Annotated in this window: 18 protein-coding genes; 3 read left to right on the top strand and 15 right to left on the bottom strand. The window is 37.0% G+C overall.

All coding sequences use genetic code 11. The features are described 5' to 3' along the window. Positions 1–16 precede the first annotated feature (16 nt). Positions 17–2,038: a hypothetical protein gene (locus H7A25_17385; protein MCP5501679.1), complete on the top strand. Its 2,022-nt coding sequence runs from the start codon at positions 17–19 to the stop codon at positions 2,036–2,038. On the opposite strand, the gene H7A25_17380 is transcribed toward H7A25_17385, so the two are convergent. The 7 genes from H7A25_17380 to H7A25_17350 form a co-directional block, all read right to left on the bottom strand. Further along, positions 2,013–3,404, bottom strand: a complete 1,392-nt coding sequence (locus H7A25_17380; protein ID MCP5501678.1) for a B12-binding domain-containing radical SAM protein — start codon at positions 3,402–3,404, stop codon at positions 2,013–2,015. The genes H7A25_17385 and H7A25_17380 overlap by 26 nt on opposite strands. A gap of 9 nt (positions 3,405–3,413) precedes the next feature. Then, a complete protein-coding gene (locus tag H7A25_17375) occupies positions 3,414–5,171 on the bottom strand; it encodes an amidohydrolase family protein (GenBank protein MCP5501677.1) in 1,758 nt (585 codons plus the stop codon). 63 nt (positions 5,172–5,234) lie between these two features. Further along, positions 5,235–6,527 carry an HDOD domain-containing protein gene (locus H7A25_17370; protein ID MCP5501676.1) on the bottom strand — a complete coding sequence of 431 codons (1,293 nt, stop codon included), beginning with the start codon at positions 6,525–6,527 and terminating at the stop codon, positions 5,235–5,237. Between the two features lie 127 nt (positions 6,528–6,654). Continuing rightward, complete coding sequence (locus tag H7A25_17365) at positions 6,655–7,911, bottom strand: diaminopimelate decarboxylase (GenBank protein MCP5501675.1); 1,257 nt, start codon at positions 7,909–7,911, stop codon at positions 6,655–6,657. 57 nt (positions 7,912–7,968) lie between these two features. After that, positions 7,969–9,312, bottom strand: a complete 1,344-nt coding sequence (locus tag H7A25_17360; protein MCP5501674.1) for a DUF2330 domain-containing protein — start codon at positions 9,310–9,312, stop codon at positions 7,969–7,971. Positions 9,313–9,329: 17 nt separating this feature from the next. After that, positions 9,330–10,346, bottom strand: coding sequence for a DUF3089 domain-containing protein (locus H7A25_17355; protein MCP5501673.1), 1,017 nt, complete (start codon positions 10,344–10,346; stop codon positions 9,330–9,332). Between the two features lie 2 nt (positions 10,347–10,348). Beyond that, a complete protein-coding gene (locus H7A25_17350) occupies positions 10,349–11,413 on the bottom strand; it encodes a mechanosensitive ion channel family protein (protein ID MCP5501672.1) in 1,065 nt (354 codons plus the stop codon). 21 nt (positions 11,414–11,434) lie between these two features. On the opposite strand from H7A25_17350, the gene H7A25_17345 reads away from it, so the two are divergent. Further along, positions 11,435–12,313 (top strand): sterol desaturase family protein, encoded by an 879-nt coding sequence (locus H7A25_17345; GenBank protein ID MCP5501671.1) that lies wholly within the window; start codon positions 11,435–11,437, stop codon positions 12,311–12,313. On the opposite strand, the gene H7A25_17340 is transcribed toward H7A25_17345, so the two are convergent. The 5 genes from H7A25_17340 to H7A25_17320 all read right to left on the bottom strand — a co-directional run bounded on the left by H7A25_17340 (position 12,310) and on the right by H7A25_17320 (position 17,302). Next, entirely contained in the window at positions 12,310–12,930 is a 621-nt protein-coding gene (locus H7A25_17340) for a hypothetical protein (GenBank protein ID MCP5501670.1), read from the bottom strand. The genes H7A25_17345 and H7A25_17340 overlap by 4 nt on opposite strands. A gap of 86 nt (positions 12,931–13,016) precedes the next feature. Beyond that, positions 13,017–13,769, bottom strand: coding sequence for a succinate dehydrogenase/fumarate reductase iron-sulfur subunit (locus H7A25_17335; protein MCP5501669.1), 753 nt, complete (start codon positions 13,767–13,769; stop codon positions 13,017–13,019). Beyond that, positions 13,770–15,734 carry a fumarate reductase/succinate dehydrogenase flavoprotein subunit gene (locus tag H7A25_17330; GenBank protein MCP5501668.1) on the bottom strand — a complete coding sequence of 655 codons (1,965 nt, stop codon included), beginning with the start codon at positions 15,732–15,734 and terminating at the stop codon, positions 13,770–13,772. It lies immediately after the preceding gene. Positions 15,735–15,751: 17 nt separating this feature from the next. After that, a complete protein-coding gene (locus H7A25_17325; GenBank protein ID MCP5501667.1) occupies positions 15,752–16,438 on the bottom strand; it encodes a succinate dehydrogenase cytochrome b subunit in 687 nt (228 codons plus the stop codon). Between the two features lie 198 nt (positions 16,439–16,636). After that, a complete protein-coding gene (locus H7A25_17320) occupies positions 16,637–17,302 on the bottom strand; it encodes a hypothetical protein (GenBank protein MCP5501666.1) in 666 nt (221 codons plus the stop codon). 133 nt (positions 17,303–17,435) lie between these two features. Between H7A25_17320 and H7A25_17315 the strand changes: the two genes are divergently transcribed. Continuing rightward, on the top strand, positions 17,436–18,128 hold the full coding sequence (locus H7A25_17315) for an endonuclease V (GenBank protein ID MCP5501665.1): 693 nt from the start codon (positions 17,436–17,438) through the stop codon (positions 18,126–18,128). A gap of 2 nt (positions 18,129–18,130) precedes the next feature. Here the strand turns inward: H7A25_17315 and H7A25_17310 are convergent, their stop codons facing one another. The 3 genes from H7A25_17310 to H7A25_17300 all read right to left on the bottom strand — a co-directional run bounded on the left by H7A25_17310 (position 18,131) and on the right by H7A25_17300 (position 19,879). Beyond that, a complete protein-coding gene (locus H7A25_17310; protein ID MCP5501664.1) occupies positions 18,131–18,442 on the bottom strand; it encodes a hypothetical protein in 312 nt (103 codons plus the stop codon). 93 nt (positions 18,443–18,535) lie between these two features. Then, complete coding sequence (locus H7A25_17305; protein MCP5501663.1) at positions 18,536–18,718, bottom strand: hypothetical protein; 183 nt, start codon at positions 18,716–18,718, stop codon at positions 18,536–18,538. A 117-nt stretch (positions 18,719–18,835) separates the two neighbouring features. After that, positions 18,836–19,879 carry a thioredoxin family protein gene (locus tag H7A25_17300; protein MCP5501662.1) on the bottom strand — a complete coding sequence of 348 codons (1,044 nt, stop codon included), beginning with the start codon at positions 19,877–19,879 and terminating at the stop codon, positions 18,836–18,838. Positions 19,880–19,991: the final 112 nt, after the last annotated feature.

Genomic DNA, 19,991 nt, shown 5'->3' with positions numbered 1-19,991 from the left:
GTTTCTTCTAAATAAAATGCTTCCCTATAAAATCATACTTCTATATATCAGTTTATTCTTATTTCCTTTTTTATTTTATTCTAAATTAGTATTATTTAATTATACTCCGGGAGGAGATGCCTACTTTGAGTCCTTTCCCTTTCGGTATTATTTAGGTAAAATGTTAACAGAAGGAAACTTTTTTCCTCTCTGGATGGATGAATTAAATTTTGGACATCCCTTTGCGGCTGAAATCCAAAACAGTCTTTTATACCCTCCTACCCTCCTTTATTCTCTCATTGCCTATCACTTCGGTTATATAGCCTGGCAAAGCGATTTGCTTTTTCATCTCGGTGCTTTTAATATAGGATTCTACTTATATTATAAAGAACTTGGATTTCAAACAAGGTCCTCTGTCCTCGCTGCTTTCTCCATTACTTTTGGAGGTTTTACTTTTTCCCATCTGGGTCATAATTCTATGATTCATACTCTCAGTTTTACCCCTTATCTATTTCTTTACAGCCGAAGAATATTTTTAAATGGTAAACGGTTTGAGTTTATTATTTTTGCCATACTACTGACTTTCAGTTTTCTCAGCGGTTCGAGTCCCTTATTCTTCTTACAGTGCCTGTTTATCCTGCTTTACTTTTTATTTTACTGCATATTTTCTTTCAAGACCCTAAAGCATCTTTTTATTCAATGGAAGAAGAATCTAATCAATATCTTTTTACTTCTCCTAATTTTTCTACCTTTTTTCCTATTTCAATTTGGCTTAAGCTATCCCTTATATTCCACTTCCGGCAGAACCGCCTGGCCGGAAATGATGTACTTTGGGTTTAGAACCAATCTTTTTAGCCTCTTTCACCTCGTGTACGGGCTGGATTGGTTTCGCTTTCACCCGTTTCCCGGAGTTATGGAAGTTTACATCTATCCGGGCTTAGTCCTGATTCTCCTGCCTTTTTTTGGTTTTATTTCAAAACCTGTAAAAAAGCCGGAAACTTTCTTTTTTCTTTTCCTATTTATCCTGGGGATTATCTTCTCTCATGCTCTCAATCCTCTGTATTATTTTGTTTTCAAGCATATACCGGGTTTTTCTGCGTTTCGAGTTCCGGGTCGCTATCTATTTTTTTCTTTATTGGCTCAAATTTACTTTTCCTGTATAGGTCTGGAAAAACTGTCGGAAACCAGGCACTTCAGTAAAAAAACGATTCTTCTGATTCTTTTTTCTTTTCTTTTTTTGGCTATATTACCTTTTTATAAAAATACAAAGCGTATGCCTTTAAACTTTTCTAACTTTATGAAAAATTTAGAAGTATACAGCCTTCTCGGAATATCGTATCTTTCTTTTATTCTATTTTACCTTAAACCCAAGCGTTTATCTTTCATTTTTCTCAGTACATCGCTTTTTATAGGTTTATTCCTAAATCATAATCGTTTTACTCGGTTTCAGCCCTATCCCACAAGCACAAATCCTAATCAACGTATATATTCTTTCCATGAAACCAACTTTCCCCTGATCTCCGGTTCTCCGGATGCCGGTGGTATTTTAAGTCTTGAAAGTTTAAGAACCTATGAATTTAAGCAAAAACTAAAAGTTGTCTTACAGTCTAAGCAAGAAAGTTCAGGTCTATTTTTTGCTTCTGCTGTAGATCCTTATAAAAAAAGAAATTTCGCTTATGGCTTAAACAAAATCTTATACGCAGATAAGAAAAATCTATTAGAAGCCCTGAGTCAGTCCAAACAAACCTGCCCGGTTTATACGGAAAATAAAGAATTAGAAAATAATCATAATGAAACTTGCATAGGATTAGAACTTCTTAAAAAAGAACCTTTTTCTGAATATGAAATCCGAATCCCTAAGAAGGAATCTCTTTCTTTTCTATATGTTTCTCTTAGCTACTATCCGGGATGGAAAGCCTACTGTGACAAAAAAGAAGTTCCTATCTACAGGGCTAACTATAATTTCTTACTGATAAAACCTACAAAAAATTGTTCTACACTTCTTTTAAAGCAACATCTGTATTTAGCTTATCCTAATGGATGGAAGTTTTATTTTTAATTTCCTCTTTTCCTGTATCGATTAGAATTTCTAATACAGGTAGCATAACCGCTAATCCTCCCGCATTTACAATAAATCTCCAGAAACCTTCAAACTTTTTCCATCCCCCGGTATAAAGAAAATGCTTTAGCTTTTGTTTATATTCTTTGTGAGTATTAGAAGATTTGATTATATTTCTCCATGTATAAAACTCCCGATAAGCCCAATGATAGCCTTCTTCCAGTTCTTCTTGCTGCATCCCTTTCAGCTTATAAACCGTGTGCCTTGTGTCATATAAGTCCCAATTTTTGCTGATAATTCGTCCTTCAGTCTCCATTTTTTCAAATAACCGGGTTCCCGGGTAAGGAGTGAAAATATGGAAGGTTGCAGTGGTCAAACCTTTTTCGATTCCCCAATCTACCGTACGCTTAAAAACTTCCTTCGTATCTCCATCCAGACCAAAAACAAAGCTTCCATTAATTTTTATATCTAAAGAATGTAAACGTTTCACAACAGCCTCATAGTCTTTGTTTATATTATGCTGCTTATTTCCCTGGATAAGACTGCTTTCCGAAAAGGTTTCAAAACCAATAAAAATGCTTCCAAGACCGGCTTCCGCTGCTTTTTCAATTAAATCAGATTTTATAATAGATTCCAGTGTCGCAGCTCCCTGAAATACCCTTCCCATACCTTTCATAGCGACAAACAATTCCGAAGATAATTTAGGATTTCCGAATAAATGATCATCTAAAAAATACAGGTGCTTTCCGCCCAAACTATGAATCTCTTCTAATATTCTATCCAGATACTCTGTGTAGAATGATTTTCCTCCTTTATAAAATGCATCCTTATAACAAAAATCACAGTGATGGGGACAGCCTCTCGAAAAAACAATAGAGTTTGGAACCAGGTATTTTTCTCTCTTAATCAAATCTCGTCTCGGATGTGGAACTAAACTTAAAGTCCTTCCATGAGTAGAAATGTAGCGTTTTTTAGTTAGTTTTTTCCGAAAATCTTCTATAAATAAAGGGAAAGTTTGTTCAGCCGGACCTAAAAATATTGTATCAGCATGTATTTCTGCCTCATCGGGAAGAGAAGTTACATGCAATCCACCCAGAACCACATAGACTCCCTTTTTTCTGTATTCATCAGCAATTTTATAAGCACGATAAGCATTGGTAATATAGACCTGTATTAAAACCAGATCCGGTTCATCATCGGTTTTAAGAATTTCTACATGCTCATCAACAAGAATAATTTCATCTGAATCACTCAGATAAGCTGCCAGTGTAGCAAGACCTAATGGAGGAAATAGGGAATATTTGATCGGTCTAAAAAACGGGCTTTTAGCTTCTGTCAAAGATGGAAGAATAAATTTAGCCCGCATTTTAATTTTTTATTCTTTAGTTTTAACTTTTAAGAATTTACCGAAACCTTTTTTCTTTCCAAGATTCGGGTTTAGTTGATAATTATCTACAGCTAAGTTTCCATTGATCATTACGGTTTGCACGGCCTTAGGATTCCTCCTTACAAGACGTTTATAGGAACCAAATTCTTCCATAGCCTCCTCATGAATCTCATCTACACTTTCATCCAGACCTTCGGGATCTATGACCAGTACATCTGCTCTACTTCCTTCTTTTATATATCCTGCATCGAGGTTATACCAATCGGCTATTTCCCCTGTTAAGCGCCAGACTGCCTTTTCTAAAGACATAAGAGGTTTCCCTTCTTCATGAGAATCCTTTATAAATTTTAGCATACGTAAAGGAAAATTATAATAAGCCATATTTCGTAAGTGAGCTCCTGCATCGGAAAAACCTATCATAGAATTTGAATAATTCATAATGCTGCCCAGAGCTTTCTTCCTATCATTACCCATTACAGTATACCAGCGAAGTTTCGTTCCGTATTCACAGACCAGATCTAAAAATGTATCCACTACATCTTTGCTTTTTTCTTTTGCGATTTCTGTAAATGACTTTCCTACGAGACTATCATCCGGACATTCCTTAACTATTGCAAAGCTAAAATTTCTATGAAAGACTTTTGGAAGAAGAGGATTTTTCCACTGACGTTTAAACCAGGAACGATAATTCGGATCTTCTAAAAGTTTCCGTCTTTCTACTGCGTTTTGCAGGTGCAATGCGGCGGCACCCGCACCAAATTCCTCAAATACCACGATATCCACACCATCTGCATATAGATCAAAGGGTGTAGGTAGAGATTGGTAACGAAAATCCCCACGTAAAACTTTATTAAAAATAAAGCCAAGGCCCTGTAATACCTTATACATTATACGATTCGATCGAATATCCATGAGCGAAACAAGAGATATCTTTAAAGCTTTTCTAAAAAATAATCCTGCACTGAATAAGGCATAGATAAAAACTTCATACTTGGTAGAAATATTAGGTATTGTTTGAAGAACCAGATTTCTTTTGCGAGCCAGACTGATTACCTCTCTCAGCTCTTTCCAGCTCGCATAGGTTGAAGGAAGGCAGTGGCTATTAAACCTTTCTCCCCCCATTTTATCCCAATAAAGAGTATTTACAGATAAGCCAATTAGTCCTTCATCGAAGCCTTCCTCGATTAATGACTTAATCTTCTTAATTTCATCGGGTGTCGGTTTTTCTCCTTTTGTTAAAGAACGTTTTAAACCCATAACATAACTACGTATAGTAGAATAACCCACATAAGAAGCAACATTTGGACCGATAGGAATCTCTGAAAAATGGTCAACATATTCTTTTATAGTATTCCAGGATTTCTTATTTTCTAAAAGTGGAAGCAAATGTTCTCTGGGAATAGCCTCTACACGGGTAAATGTGTCGGCCAGATCTTCTGCGGTTCCGAGGGCAACACTTAAAGAACAACTTCCTAAAAATACCGTACTGATCCCGTGTCGAACAGATTCATGCAGGGAAGGAATCGCTTCTATTTCTGCATCATAATGAGTGTGAATATCAATAAAACCCGGCATTACCCATTTCCCCGCTGCATCTATCACTTTTACAGAGGAGTCTATTGGAATTTCTGTTTGAGAAAGCTTTACAATCTTTCCATTTTTGATCAAAAGATTTTGAACTTTTGCTTCAGCTTTTGAGCCGTTAAATAGTAATCCATTTTTTATTAATATACTTTTATGCTCCATACCTTCTCCTATTTAAAACAATTTTCTAATTTATTTCTTATGTAATATTTTATTATATGAATATTACGACATTGCCATTGCATAGAGAGGGTGATCCAGAATTAATTCATAGTATTCATCTCCAAACATTTCTGAAACTTCTTCTTTTTTAAAATATGTTAATATCCCTTTTTCTAATTCCTGCTCTTCTTGCGATAAAATCACACCCAATAGCTTTAATGCAAATAACTCACCAAGCCGGATGGCCTTACTTACATCCGGCACTGTATCCAGCTCTTCGAGTGTAAAATTTTGATAGGCAATAGAATCTAAAAAGCCTTCCGGCATTTTCCATAATTTAAAAATTTTATGGCCTATATACTGAGAGTTAGTAGTAAACATTTCCATTTCGGCCTGAGTCAAATCTTTTATTCCAAACTCAAAAAAACGCAGGGTCTCAAGATATTTCTTCGGAAAGTTCATTGCAAAAACTGTCATTCCAATTCTTCCGAGTAAAGAATACAGGAATAGATATTCTCCCTGCTTTTTAAGTCCCAATATATTAGAAAGGTCAAAACAAATCAGGGCGGAAAGAATTGGTAGTTCGTGTAAGAAACGTTTGTATAATTTTTCTTTTAGCTCTCCATACAAATTTTTCTTCGCTTGTAGGAAAACCAAATTTTTAATAGTATTTACACCTAATAAGGTTATTGCATCTTTTAGAGTCTCTATACTCCCCGAACGTCCGTAGAATGCAGAATTAGCCAGACGAATAACAGAAGAAGATATTGCTTTATCAGGGCTAATCAATTTTTCAAGTTCCCTACAGCCGACTTCAGGATCCTCCGTATTCACCCTTAGCACCTGCATAATTACTCCCGGCAGACTCGGAAGTTTTAATTCTCTCAAATCTATTTGAGATTTTTGATAGATATGAAACTCTTCTTTAGGTGCCAGATCTTTTCTACCCAGAACCTGGGCCATCTTCTCAGTAATAATTTTATCATCAAATGGCTTTAATATAAAAGTGTTTACTTTTAATTGCACAAGATCCTTTATCAGATCTTTTTCAGCATTCTTACTGATTACAACAATCTTTATATCAGGATACGTTTCTCGAATCTTCTTAAGGTTACGCAGAGCTGTCAGGGCATATTCTTCGATGTCTACAAAAAGTATTTCAGGTAATTCAGGTAAGTTTTCTAGCACTTCCACTGCAATTCTTGTGTCTCCAACAGCCGAGGTCATGGAAAATTCTTTTCTTAGCAGTATCCGAATTAAATGCTCTCTATCCTGCTTGGCAGAACTAACCACCATCACATTATAAGATAAATAGTTTTTCGGATTAATCCCGAGTGCCATATCTTTTGGATTCATAACCTACTCCTGATATTTCGGTAAAACTTACTATGAAATACAATGTGAAATAATCAAGTCTTTTAGGCAAAAAAAGGAAAGAGACTCTCCGACTAAAGTCGCCGGAGTTTTATATGAAGAGATAACTTTATATTTCTACATCCAGCTCATTTTGGTATATTTGTTCCAGACTTTGTCTTTTGCGGATCAGCTTAAATTTTCCATCATTATCCAGAAGAACCTCAGCTGCTTCCGGATGAGAATTATAGTTCTTGGTTGACATAGCGGCACAATAAGCTCCGCAACCTTCCATAATTACAAAATCCCCCACTTTGGTTTCCAAAAGTTCCCTTGTTTCAGGTTCTCCTCCAAAGGCCTGGGTAAAAACATCTCCACTTTCACAACAATGCCCTACTACCACATAGTTTTCACTTTTTCGTTCTTCTTCCTTTATCGGAATCGTAATTATCGGATGCCTCGAACCATATAAAGATGGTCGAGTATTCGTATCCATACCGGTATCGAGCTTAACAAATCGAAATCCATTTGCCCCGGTATGAACCACATCATTTACCGTCGATAGGATAGAACCCATATTGGCAACCAGAGAAGTTCCGGGTTCAATTTCAAGATGCAACTTTCTTCCATGTTTTTGGAAAAACTCCTCGAATAGTTCTTTAACAGGTTTTCCTATTACTTGAAAGTCGGTAGATACTTCTTCCTGCATTCTTCCTACTTTGTACCCACCTCCAAGATTGACAATTCTACATTCTGAAAACATTTCTGCGTATTCCAGAGTATATCTGGCTACTGCTTTCCATACTTCTGGATCACTTCCGGAACCTATATGAGTATGTATTTTATATATGATTAAATTATAGTCTTTTACAATTTTCTTAACTTCCTCGATCTGTTCATGCCAGATTCCGAATGATGATGTTGTTCCCCCCACATCGGTTTTTTTACTGGAACCGGAACCCAAACCGGGATTTATACGAATACAAACTTCCTTTCCAGGAAAAAGCTCTCCAAAACTTTTTAACTGCTTAAGTGAACAGGCATTAAACAAAACTCCTCTTCTTACCAGATCTTTCAAATTCCTGGCTTCTTCCTGGGAAGTAAGCATAATCTCGGAAGGTAGAAAACCTGCACGAATAGCACGGTAGGCTTCAAACTCAGAACTTGCATCGATATGCAAACCCTTTTCTTTCATAATACGAAGAATGGTAGAGTTAGGGTTAGCCTTCATCGCATAACGTACAGTTAAACCGAATGCGTTTGGAAAATTGAGTGCATACTCACAGCGTTTCTCCAGTTCCTTACGGGAATAAATAAAGATAGGAGTGCCGAACTCCTTTGCCGCGGCTCTAACCTGCGAAGGGCTCAAAAATCGAAGTTTTTCCATAATCTGACCTAGTATTTTTATTGTGTTTATAAAAAAAGCAGTTTTTCTGAAATCTATTTATTCCCAGATCCTTTCGTACCACTTCCTTTTAGGAGAGGTCTTCATAGAACCCAAATTCATTTTCTTTCTAATTTCCTGAATACTCCATCCGGTCAGGTTTGCAAGGTTTTGAGCTCTTTCCTCCTGCCTCTTTTCTAATTGAGTGAAATAACGCTCCGCCGCAGAACAGGAATTTGAATTTCCTGTCCAGGGGTGACGAATGATATATCTACCCTGAAAATTAGCTGTATCTGATGTCTGTTGGAACATTAGATCTTCTGGAAAAGTTTCCTGATTGTACCGAAGATGTAGTCTTGTGACTTTCACATTACTACTTCCACCAAATCTATTTCGATTAGTATTTTCTTCATCTAACCAGAAGACTCCTAAAGATTTCAACTCCTGAGGACTAAGAGGATTGGCAGCACAGGGGTCACACCAACCCATATCCCAGAAGTACTCAGTAAAAACCACACGGTAGTTTTCTTTTTTTACCTGCCGACTAAACATATCTCTATAAAAATCTTTAAATTCCGACTTCACAAATTCCGGAACCTCGGTATCAGAAGGAAGCTTGACTGTACGGTAATTCGTAGTTTCAACCCTTCCGGTCTTTGTTAAAACATAGACAAGTAATTCCTGTTCACCTTTTGCATTTATCATCCCGAGTCGAATCGGCAGCATAAACTTTTCCGATTCATAAGCAAATTGTAATGGACGAAGAAACTGCAAACCGGTTTTTAACTGTTCTTTTAAATTTACTTTAGCGACAAAAAATTTCATTTGTTGACGGATATAGGGTTGCAGAGCCTTACTGGCCCCTTTAGGAATTTTATACCCATTCGTGCTAAGCCAGGTTTCAAGACCGTTCGAATATTTAGCAGAGAGAATTTTAATATCATATTCTCCTACTGTATAACTGGCTTCTACTTTTACTCCGAGACTTCCTCCACCCTTTCTATTGTCTTTAGAATCATCCATTTTCATTTTTGCTTTTTTTCTTGAAAGCCCATTTTTATACCTTCTACGACAGGGATTTGAATCATAGTATTCAACAAGTCTCGGAGCCGTAAAAGCATCCAGATGATCGAAAACTTTTGAATCGCCCACATTTATTTGTTTTTTTTGCAAAACGACAGGTACAGGAACTACCAGAGCAAAGTCCTTTAATTCACCTTTGTAATCATTCATCATACTGACCACGGTCCTATCTTCATCTCGCACCAATACGACTCTCGATGCACTATTATAAAGACTTGCATCCGCACGGGCTACAAAAAAACCACAAAACGCCAGTATCGATGGCACAGAGAAAAAACTCATAATCAAAATGCTACTCAGTAAAATTTTTTTATTCTTCATTCAAGTCCCCTTATATCTTACTTCTTCTTCAAGAAGGATTTTACTCTAATATTTGCATTATCTCTAATATTCGAATAAAATAAATGCATATCTACTACATGATAATTATTTCCTGCAAGTACAGTCAACTTTGGAATATTAGGTTTTGAAATTTCGAGGATTCCCTTTTTACATCCGGCACCTACTGCCTTAGGATAAAACTGGAAAGAATTATTAATTCCACCCATATTATGCTCCGAAGAAACAAACTCTTCATCTACCTTCCAACTTAAAGGATTTACACAGGAAGAACCCTCAAAGCGTTCAGGAAAATACCCTGGTCTGCTTCCTTTTCCGTATGTATTCCAGGATACAAAACAGGAAGTCTGATTCGCATCTTTACAGATAGGAATCTCAGAAAATTCCTTTTCTTTTACAGGCATCCCCACCAGATAGGCTACCACAAAGTTTTTTCTGTTAACCTCTTTTCCTACTTCCTCTTTCAAGAGGCGAATCAAATGAAAAGCTCCCTGGCTATGACCGGCTAAGATATAAGGTCTACCCTTATTTAATTCTTTCATATAATACAGGTAGGCTTTGCGTACATCTGAGTAAGCAAGTTCAAGAGATTCTTTCGTATTATCATTCTCTTTAAAAAAAGCTGTAATAATTGCCTGTCTGTATTTAGGTGCATAAACCCTGCAACATTTATTAAATATACTGGCCTGTGAGCGAACCACCCTGATACCTGTTTTTTTATTCAAGCGTTCATCTTTTAAATCCGCGTTCCAACGCTCTCCCTCTAATAAGGTTGTTGGATAAATATATAACACATCTCCGCTGGCTAAACTTTGCTCATCCTGCATTTCTTTTGTTGGAGTTTTATCTGCATGATCTTGCCTCGAAGGTAGCGCTATCCAATTATTCAAGTCAGAATAATCCGGATAGGAGTCTTCGGGTTTTTGTGGAGAACCCTTGGGACTGGGGAGAGTATAACAATTCCCCAGTAAAACGAATAAAGCTAAACAAACTTTATAAATAAATTTATACTTCATAGTTAAACAACTTTTTCATTTCCCTGTATATGAACAGTCCTTGTAGGATAGGCAAACTGTATTTTGGCTGCTTCATACCGCTTCAAAATTTGCATATTTACATCAGTCTGAGTTTGAAGAATATCTCCTTCTTTTAAAATAAAATAGATAAGTAAAATCTCAAGTGCTGATTCACCAAAATTCACAAAGGAAGTCAAAACCGGTTCCCCTATACTTGCGTGTTCAGTACAAATTTCTTTCAGGATCGTCATGGCTTCTTCTACTTTTTCAGAAGGTGTATCATACTTTAACCTTAATACAAAGGAAATCTTTCGAGAGGGTTCAGCTGATTTATTTTCAACCGGATTTTCTGCAAAATAAGAATTGGGAATGGTAATTAACCTTCCGGCCATATTTTCAAGCCTGGTACTTCTCAGACCGATTTCCTTCACTTTTCCTTCATGATTCTTTATCTCAATCTTATCTCCTGATTTAAAGGGTTGATCTACAAGAATAGTAACTCCACCGAAAATGTTGGAAATTGTATCTTTGGCAGCCATTGCCAGTGCCAGACCTCCGATACCCAGACCGGCAAGAATTGCCCCCACATTATACCCGGCATTGTTTAAACCGACGATTATCCCGATTGACCAGATAATAACTTTAACACCTTTTCTTACTACCGGTACAATTATATCATCCAGATCGGTTTCTGTTTTTTCTGTTAGAGGTATCAGGTATTCTTCAAATAAAGAGTCAATCAATCTCTCAACCAACCAGGCGATATTAATAGCAATCAAGATATGATAAACTTTTCCAATCCAGCCCTTTACCTCCTGAGAAAGAGTGAGGGTTTCAGCAGCCCACCAGAGGCCGATAATGGTTATTGCAAAAACAACAGGTTCTTCCACCATATCGACGATAATATCATCTAATTTTGTTTCTGTTTTACTGGCCAATTTCTTAAAAACATTACCGGAAATCCAATACACAATTTTTGCAAGAATCACCGAAGCCAGAACAATACCAAAAGCGATAGACCAATCAAGAATCGTATTACCATAATATTTTGCAGTTAAAAAACCCATATACATCTCCCTCTCCTTTACATGCTCAGAAAATTAATAAACGGTCAAATTCTTTTTATTGCCAGAATAGAGCATTTTTTTAGAAAATCCAAAAGTACTATGTTCCCCTTAGAAAAACTATTAAACTTTGATTTTTTAAGCCAGATTTTTGCACTTCTTCTTTTTCTCTTCCTCTGGCAGTTGGAAAAGTGGAAACCTTATTATAAGTTTTCTAACAAAAAAAGCCATGGTAAACTGAATGTAAGTTTTTCGGTTTTAGCTCTTCTGATTCAGTTTCCGATTTCTTTATATACCCTATCCTATCTGGAATCCATACAGTTTCAGTTCCAGGGACTACGGGGTCAAATCAATAATGTATATATCTATTCGATTATTGCATTTTTAGGTTTCGATATGTGGATGTATTTCTGGCATCGCTTAAACCATGAATTTTCTTTTTTCTGGAAGTTTCACAGCGTACATCACAGTGATCCGGAAATGGATGTAACCAGTGCTTATCGCTTTCATTTTGGTGAACTTATCTTTTCAGATTTATTGCGGATTCCTATTTTATTACTTTTAGGTTTTAGTAAAACAGAGTTACTATACTATAATGCCTTTTTGGGAATTAATATTCTTATACATCACAGTAATATTGCATTTCCGGAAAAGATAGATAAATTCTACAGAGTTTTTCTTGCTTCTCCCGAAATGCACAAGGTGCATCATTCAGAAGTGATAAAAGAAGCCAATACGAATTATGGAAGTTTACTTTCTATCTGGGACAGGCTATTTCATACCTTCCATTTAACAAATACTTCTCGTTTAAAATTAGGAATCGGAGAAGATTCAAAACCGGAAATGCAAACCTTTGGTACCCTTCTTCTCTATCCCTTTGTAAAGCTATTTAAGAAAATTTAAATATTAGAATAAAAAGGTTGTAATATCAAACTCTCAAAAATATCATTTTTTATTTCAATACTCGGTAGATTCAAAAGATGTATTCTTCTGATGATTTTCAACCTTTCCGTAATTTTCTTATAAAATAATTCTTTATCAATTCCGTAGTCATTACTTCCCAGTTCCCTGTCCATCCATCTCAGAAAGTATTTTTTAAGATTATCTTTTTTAGGTTTGGCAAAAGCTGTCATCAGTATAATAATTTTCTCACAGCCCTTTGGAACTTCCAGTTCAATCAACCTATCAATGTCCGATATTACCCTATCTAACTGTTCATACGGAGACATCCAGTTTACTATGGATTTCATTTCCAGAACATAACGAATTCCCATCTGGGAATAGATAATCATATCAAACTTTTTGGCATTAATTTTCTGGCGTGGATATACGCTAAAGCCAGAATACTCCGGATTATTTTCTATAATTGTATCTATCTGACTGGCAAGCTCCAGGTTCATCCAACTTTTTATGTTCGCTTCGGCTTTCACCAGGTAAGAATACATCATATCATCGGGATTTTCTTCCCTTCTTTCAATCTCCTTAAAAAGATTCTGTATACCTTTTTCTACCAGTTCCATATCCTTTCTTATAATCCTTTATTTTTCTTATATTTCTTTCTAGGGAAGGCAAGCGAACCCTAATGGTTCGCTTACAATTGCTTAACTCAAGAAGAAACGGCTGCTTTGAAAAACTCTCGGTTTAATCGAGCTATATTTTTCACACTGATTCCCTTTGGACAGGCTGCTTCACATTCGTACTGGTTTGTACAATTTCCAAAACCTTCCTCATCCATAGCTTGAAGCATTTTTTTCACTCTCTCTTTTCTTTCTACCTGTCCCTGGGGTAAGAGAGAAAATTGAGAGACCTTGGCCGAAACAAAAAGCATAGCCGAAGCATTCTTGCAGGAAGCAACACAGGCACCGCACCCAATACAGGCTGCTGAATCCATGGCTTCATCCGCATCAATCTTGGATATAGGTAATGCGTTTGCATCCGGTGCTCCCCCGGTATTAACTGAAACATACCCGCCTGCCTGTATAATCCTATCAAAGGCAGAACGATCGGTTGCGAGGTCACGAATTACCGGAAAAGCTTTGGCTCTCCAGGGTTCTACGTAAATGGTTTCTCCATTTTTAAAATTAAACATATGAAGTTGACAGGCAGTAGTTCCACCGAGATGACCGTGTGCTTTTCCATTAATTACGATAGAACAGGTTCCGCAGATCCCTTCCCGGCAATCATGGTCAAAGACGATGGGTTCCTTTCCCTCTTCTTCCAGCCTTTCATTAACGATATCCAGCATTTCCAGAAAAGAAGCATGAGCGCTGATGTCTTTGGCTTCGTATTCCTCGAATCGACCCTTATCGTTTTTATCTTTTTGTCTCCAAACAACAAGTTTTAAATTTAATTTCTCCACTTACTTATAACTCCTTGTTGAGAGTTTCACATTCTCAAACTCTAATTGTTCACGATGCTCTTTGGGAGATTTTCCTTCTCCCTGGTATTCCCAGGCACTCACATGGCAATATTTATCATCCTGTCTTTTGGCTTCTCCATCATCCGTTTGATACTCGGTACGGAAATGACCTCCACAGGATTCCTCACGGGTTAAAGCATCGAGACACATCATTTCTCCAAATTCTAAAAAGTCAGCAACCCTACCCGCTTTTTCCAGATTCTGGTTAAAGTTCTCGTTTGAGCCCAGAACATTCACGTTCTTCCAGAATTCTTCGCGGATTTCCGGAATTTTTTTCAGAGCTTCTTCGAGACCTTTTTTATCCCTTGCCATTCCACACTTGTCCCACATCGTAAGACCGAGTTCACGGTGAAAAGAATCAACCGTACGTTTTCCTTTTACAGCAAGCAAACGATGAATTTTCTTCGTTACTTCTTCCTCGGCTTTTTTGAACTCCGGATGATCGGTTTTAATGTCCTTATGCCCTTCCCTGGCGAAATAATCTCCGATTGTATAAGGAATCACAAAATAACCATCTGCCAGACCCTGCATGAGTGCACTGGCTCCGAGTCGGTTTGCTCCGTGGTCAGAGAAGTTGGCTTCACCCAGAACATGAAGGCCGGGAATTGTACTCATTAAATTATAATCAACCCAGAGACCACCCATGGTATAGTGAACCGCCGGATAAATCCGCATAGGCACTTTATAGGGGTTTTCATCAGTAATTCTTTGGTACATATCAAAGAGGTTTCCATACTTATCTTTTACAACCTCTTCTCCTATGCGACGAATTTCCTCCTCACTGGAACCGGCAGGAGCTGTATTGGAACCATAACGCATGACAGCGGCTGAGAAGTCTAAAAATACTCCCTTACCACCCGGTCCGATTCCGAAGCCAGCATCACAGGCTTCTTTCGCACTTCTCGAGGCAATGTCACGGGGAGCAAGGTTACCAAAGCTCGGATATTTCCTTTCAAGGTAATAGTCTCTTTCACTTTCGGGAATTTCATGAGGAGCACGGGTGTCTCCCTTTTTCTTGGGAACCCAGATACGGCCATCATTTCGAAGGGACTCAGACATAAGAGTCAGCTTGGATTGATAGTCCCCACTCACCGGGATACAGGTCGGGTGAATCTGTGTATAACAGGGGTTAGCAAATAGAGCACCTTTTTTATAAGCTCTGTAAGCCGCGGTAACATTACAGCCTTTCGCATTAGTAGATAAGTAAAACACGTTACCATAACCACCGGTGGCCAGAATAACTGCATCTGCCGCGTGGGAACTTATTTGACCCGTTACCATATCCCGAACAATAATTCCTTTCGCGTGGCCATCAATCAGGACCAGATCCAACATTTCATGTCTGGAATACATTTTAACCGTTTTAGCCTGAATCTGGCGGGATAAAGCTGAATAAGCTCCTAAAAGAAGCTGCTGACCGGTTTGACCTTTTGCATAAAAGGTTCTCGAAACCTGTGCTCCCCCAAAAGAACGGTTTGCAAGGTGTCCACCATATTCCCGGGCAAAAGGAACTCCCTGTGCTACGCAGTGGTCAATAATCGCAGTACTTACTTCAGCCAACCTGTAAACATTGGCTTCTCTGGAGCGGAAGTCTCCTCCCTTGATCGTATCATAGAAAAGGCGAAATACGCTATCTCCATCATTCTGATAATTCTTAGCTGAGTTAATCCCTCCCTGGGCTGCAATACTATGAGCTCTTCTGGGACTATCCTGGTAACAAAAACATTCCACATTATAGCCGAGTTCACCAAGAGTAGCTGAAGCAGAAGCTCCGGCGAGACCTGAACCCACAACAATGACTTTGTATTTTCTTTTATTGGCCGGGTTAACAAGTTTTAAATCAAATTTATGCTTCGTCCATTTATCTGCCAGAGGGCCGGACGGAATTTTGGAATCTAATTTCAAAGTATCTCCTCCAAAGATTAATAAGGATATTTTAAAATACCGGCTAATACAGCTACCGGAACTGAAGAATAGCCGAGGAAAATAAAAATGGCTATCAGCCCACTCACAAGTTTTATCTTTCCATCGTTTTTCGGATCATTTAAACCCAGGGTTTGAAACAGGCTAAAAAAACCGTGGCTCAAGTGAGAGGAAAGAAGAGCCATACAGAGAATATACCAGCCTGATACAATAGGACTACTGAAGCCTTTTACAAGCATTGCATAAACATCATGCCTTCCCGTTGCATCCTTCACTAACATTAGATCAGAATCAATTGCACCTACAGTATAGTGTAATAAATGAAATATCACAAACATTAGGACCAGGATTCCTGAAATAGCCATAGTCCTTGAAGCATAGGATGCTACATGCGTTTCAAAACGCTTATAGGGAACAGGTCTGGCTTTCCTATTTTCACGTGTCAGACGAATCGCAACCCCTACGTGGGAAAGAAAAACAATAAGTAGAAATGCCCTGACCGCCCATAAAGCAGGTCCAAGGCCCTGTAAGAATGCGGCATAGTTATTCATTTTCTCCGGTCCGGCAAAAACCTGAAGGTTTCCAAGTAAATGACCTATCACAAAACCGAATAAAATAAGTCCTGTTATGGCCATTACATATTTTTTACCGACGGACGTTTGAAGCAATCCGGGTGCCTTACTCATTTAAGTATCTCCTTGCTCATAGAATACCTCTTTAAGTTCAGCATTATTCTATTGCCTTGAAAGAAAAGTAGAAAATATTTTACAGATGGGATTATTTTTATGAGATTTTTCCATACTGATAGCATCTCTCCGTATTCGGAAGTTTTGCAAGCGAACCTCCGAGAGTTCGCCCACTTTCCTGGGTTCTTCGTTTAGCTCTCAGTCGTCGTCATCATCGTCTTCATCTTCATCTTCATCGTCATCATCATCTTCATCATAGTCATCATCTTCATCATAGTCATCATCATCTTCTTCATCTTCATCTTCATAGTCATCTTCGTCATCTTCGTCATCTTCGTCATCATCGTCATCATCATCATCTTCTTCATCGTCATAGTCGTCATCATCGTCATCATCATCATCTTCTTCATCGTCATAGTCATAGTCATCGTCATCGTCATCGTCATCGTCATCGTCATCTTCGTCATCTTCGTCATCTTCGTCATCTTCGTCATCATCGTCATCTTCGTCATCATCGTCATCATCGTCATAGTCGTCATAGTCGTCATCATCGTCATCATCGTCATCATCGTCATCATCGTCATCTTCGTCATCTTCGTCATCATCGTCATCTTCGTCATCATCGTAGTTGTCGTCATCATCGTAGTCATCATCTTCTTCTTCCAAAGAATCATAATAATCTTGAATGGAATCAAAGGTTTCCTGACTACCATCTGATCTAAAAACTCCGATTTCATCACTTGGATATTCTGTTAGAATGTCTCCATTATCCATTAATTGCATTTTTAAACCCATTTCATCGTAGCCTCTTCCATTCTTATCTAATTGAGATAATACTTCCTGATATGCCTCTACAGTTGCCATAGCCTTTTGGTCTCCTAAAATCTATTTAAAAAAAATTTCCAAATTTCCTTATATATTTACCAGTATAATTTTTAAAAATAAAAAATTGAATTTGCGAAAAAAAAAGGCCTGTAGAAATTTATACTCATATTAGATGAATCCAGGCTCATTCGAACAACGGAATATAAGCCCGAAAGAAGCCATTCAGCTTCAAAAGGAACTTGCAGGTCAACTTGTAATCAAAGGAAAACCTGAAAGTGTTAAGGTCATAGCAGGAATTGACCTCGCTTATGATAAAACCTCCAACCTCGGTTTTTGTTCAATTTTAACATTTTCCTTCCCTGAGTTAAAGCTATTAGATATTTATTCCTTATATGATACAGTTTTATTTCCCTATATACCGGGACTTTTATCATTTAGAGAAGGACCCCTGATTCTCAAAACACTCAATTTACTTCCCAAACTTCCTGATGTTCTTATCTTTGATGGACAGGGTATCGCTCACCCCAGGAGACTTGGAATTGCCGCTCATATCGGAGTACTCTTACAGATTCCTTCAATTGGTTGTGCAAAATCTCACCTGTGCGGTAACTATTCAGAACCCGGAATGAATAAAGGAGACATGTCCGTAATGAAAGATAAGGGAGAAGAATTGGGTTATGTGATTCGTACCAGAAAAAATGTAAAACCCATTTTTTGTTCTCCCGGCCATCTGTTCGGAATAAAAGAAGCAGCTGATTTTTTACTCAATTGTTTGGGTTCTTATCGAATCCCGGAACCAACTCGATTGGCTGATATTGAAGTGGATAAGTTTAAGCTTTCAGTATTAAAAACGAACAGGGAATAATACTATTTCTTCTTTGATGTTTTTTTCTTAGAAGACTTCTCTTCGGTTTTTCTTTCTACAGGTTCTTTAATTTTTGTAAGAGCCCTGTCTTTTTCGGATATCTTAACCAGGTCTTTCTTCTTCTGAACGGTTAATTCTCTGGGTTTCAGAACTTCTATACTTTTCTCTGAAGAAGAGTCTTCGTTCTTATAAAACTTACAAACAAAATTTAAATAGGAGAATTCCTGATTATAAAATTGGCTTTCTTTATTGGAACACTTAACTTTTTTTTTATTAAGAAAACTATTATGAACGCAAGTTGAACATTCTTTCAATTTTTAACTCCTACCCTATTTTTTAATCCCCTCAGATTTTTGTAAACCTTCTTTGCAAAATGTAAAAACCAATTTTATAATTTTTATAAGGTATTATAACAACTCAAATAAGTATCCATTATCTCCGGGTATAGAATTCGTATGTTGTATTTTATTAAAAATGATTTCAAGGGGGATTCCATTGGGGAAGGCTTTACAGGTATGCGTTCTTTTGCAAACCGGTGCGTTGTCATGTCCGGTATAATGTTTACACATAGGGCACAGAGGTATATCCATAATTTTACTCCTTATTACTATCGGAAATAAATAATTTATTTATAGTTATAGACGTAAAGAATTCTTTATTTTATGAAATTATTTATTTCCTTTTTGTTAAAATCCTAATGAAACCTCTCAGTCCATTTCTATTTCTTCCTCCGGAATTTCAAATTCTTCCATAGCCTTTACAAAAATCTTAGCTTTATGCAGTTTCCAATTTAAATAATTAAGATCCAGCTCTTCTGATGTATGTGTGGCCAGTAATTTATTAATAACTTTTATAATCTCTTCATAGGCTTCTATTTTCTCATAATAATTGACCAGTGCTATAACAATAGATTCTTTGTTTCCTGTTTTCTTTCTCAAGGCTTTTTCAGCAGTTTCTTCTAAAAAACCGGGTGCTAAATTATAAGCAGATAGAACATCTAAATACTTGCTGATATCTTTCTTTTTCGAGTGTTTGTATTCCAAAGAGTGAATAAAAGTTTCTATATAGGATTCAAAAAATCGTAAAGCCAGAGCAGGTTCCTTATCGACCGGGGGTAGATAGTCTTTTCCTATATTATAAAGTTCTATAAATACCTTATCATCATAGATATTCTCTGTTACAGTATAGAAAATTTTCTCGAAGAGTTTTTTATCTTTCTTCTTAGTATTTTTAAATTTCTCATAAACTTGAATATATGTTTCCCGAATACCCTCAACATCCTCCAATGCGGAAAGTTTCATAAAATACTTTTCTAATACTTTTATATTCAATGGATCTTTTGAGATTTCCTCTTTCAGACTTATGAAAGTATTCTTTCCTTCTGCAATATCCTCCAGTACAGTCAAGAATTCTTCCGGAGGAAGAAAGCCTCCTATTACATCCAGAATTTCTTCATTTGAATTTAAAAATAATATTGTAGGATACCCATTCACTCTATATTTTTCTACAAGCAAGGAACCCTTTTTTGTTTCCGCATCTATCTTAAGATTGATATATGACTGTATGAGCTTTTCCTGTACCTTCTTATCTGAATATGTTTTTTCATCCAGCTCCGTGCACCAACCACACCAATCGGTAAAAAAATCGATCATGATTAGCTTATTACTTTTTTTGGCCTGTTTAACAGCTAATTCATAATCCTTAATAAAAATAGATTCCTCTGTCTTTTTCTGCGTCTTTTTTGTTCTCATAAAAGGTATTGAAAATAAAATAACAACTTTGTCAATAATTTTCTGATTGCTTTTTTAGGGATTCCTCATAAATTTATTTTCCGTTTGATACCTCTCTAATAAAAGGAGTTTT

The sequence above is a fragment of the Leptospiraceae bacterium genome (assembly GCA_024233835.1).
Taxonomy (GTDB): domain Bacteria; phylum Spirochaetota; class Leptospiria; order Leptospirales; family Leptospiraceae; genus JACKPC01.
This window is presented reverse-complemented; position numbering and strand designations above follow the sequence as displayed.

Bases quoted from the DNA above. Each gene is read 5' to 3' on its own strand.
- H7A25_17385 (MCP5501679.1), top strand. From the start codon at position 17: ATGCTTCCCTATAAAATCATACTTCTATATATCAGTTTATTCTTATTT.
- H7A25_17380 (MCP5501678.1), bottom strand. From the start codon at position 3,404: ATGCGGGCTAAATTTATTCTTCCATCTTTGACAGAAGCTAAAAGCCCG.
- H7A25_17375 (MCP5501677.1), bottom strand. From the start codon at position 5,171: ATGGAGCATAAAAGTATATTAATAAAAAATGGATTACTATTTAACGGC.
- H7A25_17370 (MCP5501676.1), bottom strand. From the start codon at position 6,527: ATGAATCCAAAAGATATGGCACTCGGGATTAATCCGAAAAACTATTTA.
- H7A25_17365 (MCP5501675.1), bottom strand. From the start codon at position 7,911: ATGGAAAAACTTCGATTTTTGAGCCCTTCGCAGGTTAGAGCCGCGGCA.
- H7A25_17360 (MCP5501674.1), bottom strand. From the start codon at position 9,312: ATGAAGAATAAAAAAATTTTACTGAGTAGCATTTTGATTATGAGTTTT.
- H7A25_17355 (MCP5501673.1), bottom strand. From the start codon at position 10,346: ATGAAGTATAAATTTATTTATAAAGTTTGTTTAGCTTTATTCGTTTTA.
- H7A25_17350 (MCP5501672.1), bottom strand. From the start codon at position 11,413: ATGGGTTTTTTAACTGCAAAATATTATGGTAATACGATTCTTGATTGG.
- H7A25_17345 (MCP5501671.1), top strand. From the start codon at position 11,435: ATGCTCAGAAAATTAATAAACGGTCAAATTCTTTTTATTGCCAGAATA.
- H7A25_17340 (MCP5501670.1), bottom strand. From the start codon at position 12,930: ATGGAACTGGTAGAAAAAGGTATACAGAATCTTTTTAAGGAGATTGAA.
- H7A25_17325 (MCP5501667.1), bottom strand. From the start codon at position 16,438: ATGAGTAAGGCACCCGGATTGCTTCAAACGTCCGTCGGTAAAAAATAT.
- H7A25_17320 (MCP5501666.1), bottom strand. From the start codon at position 17,302: ATGGCAACTGTAGAGGCATATCAGGAAGTATTATCTCAATTAGATAAG.
- H7A25_17315 (MCP5501665.1), top strand. From the start codon at position 17,436: ATGAATCCAGGCTCATTCGAACAACGGAATATAAGCCCGAAAGAAGCC.
- H7A25_17305 (MCP5501663.1), bottom strand. From the start codon at position 18,718: ATGGATATACCTCTGTGCCCTATGTGTAAACATTATACCGGACATGAC.
- H7A25_17300 (MCP5501662.1), bottom strand. From the start codon at position 19,879: ATGAGAACAAAAAAGACGCAGAAAAAGACAGAGGAATCTATTTTTATT.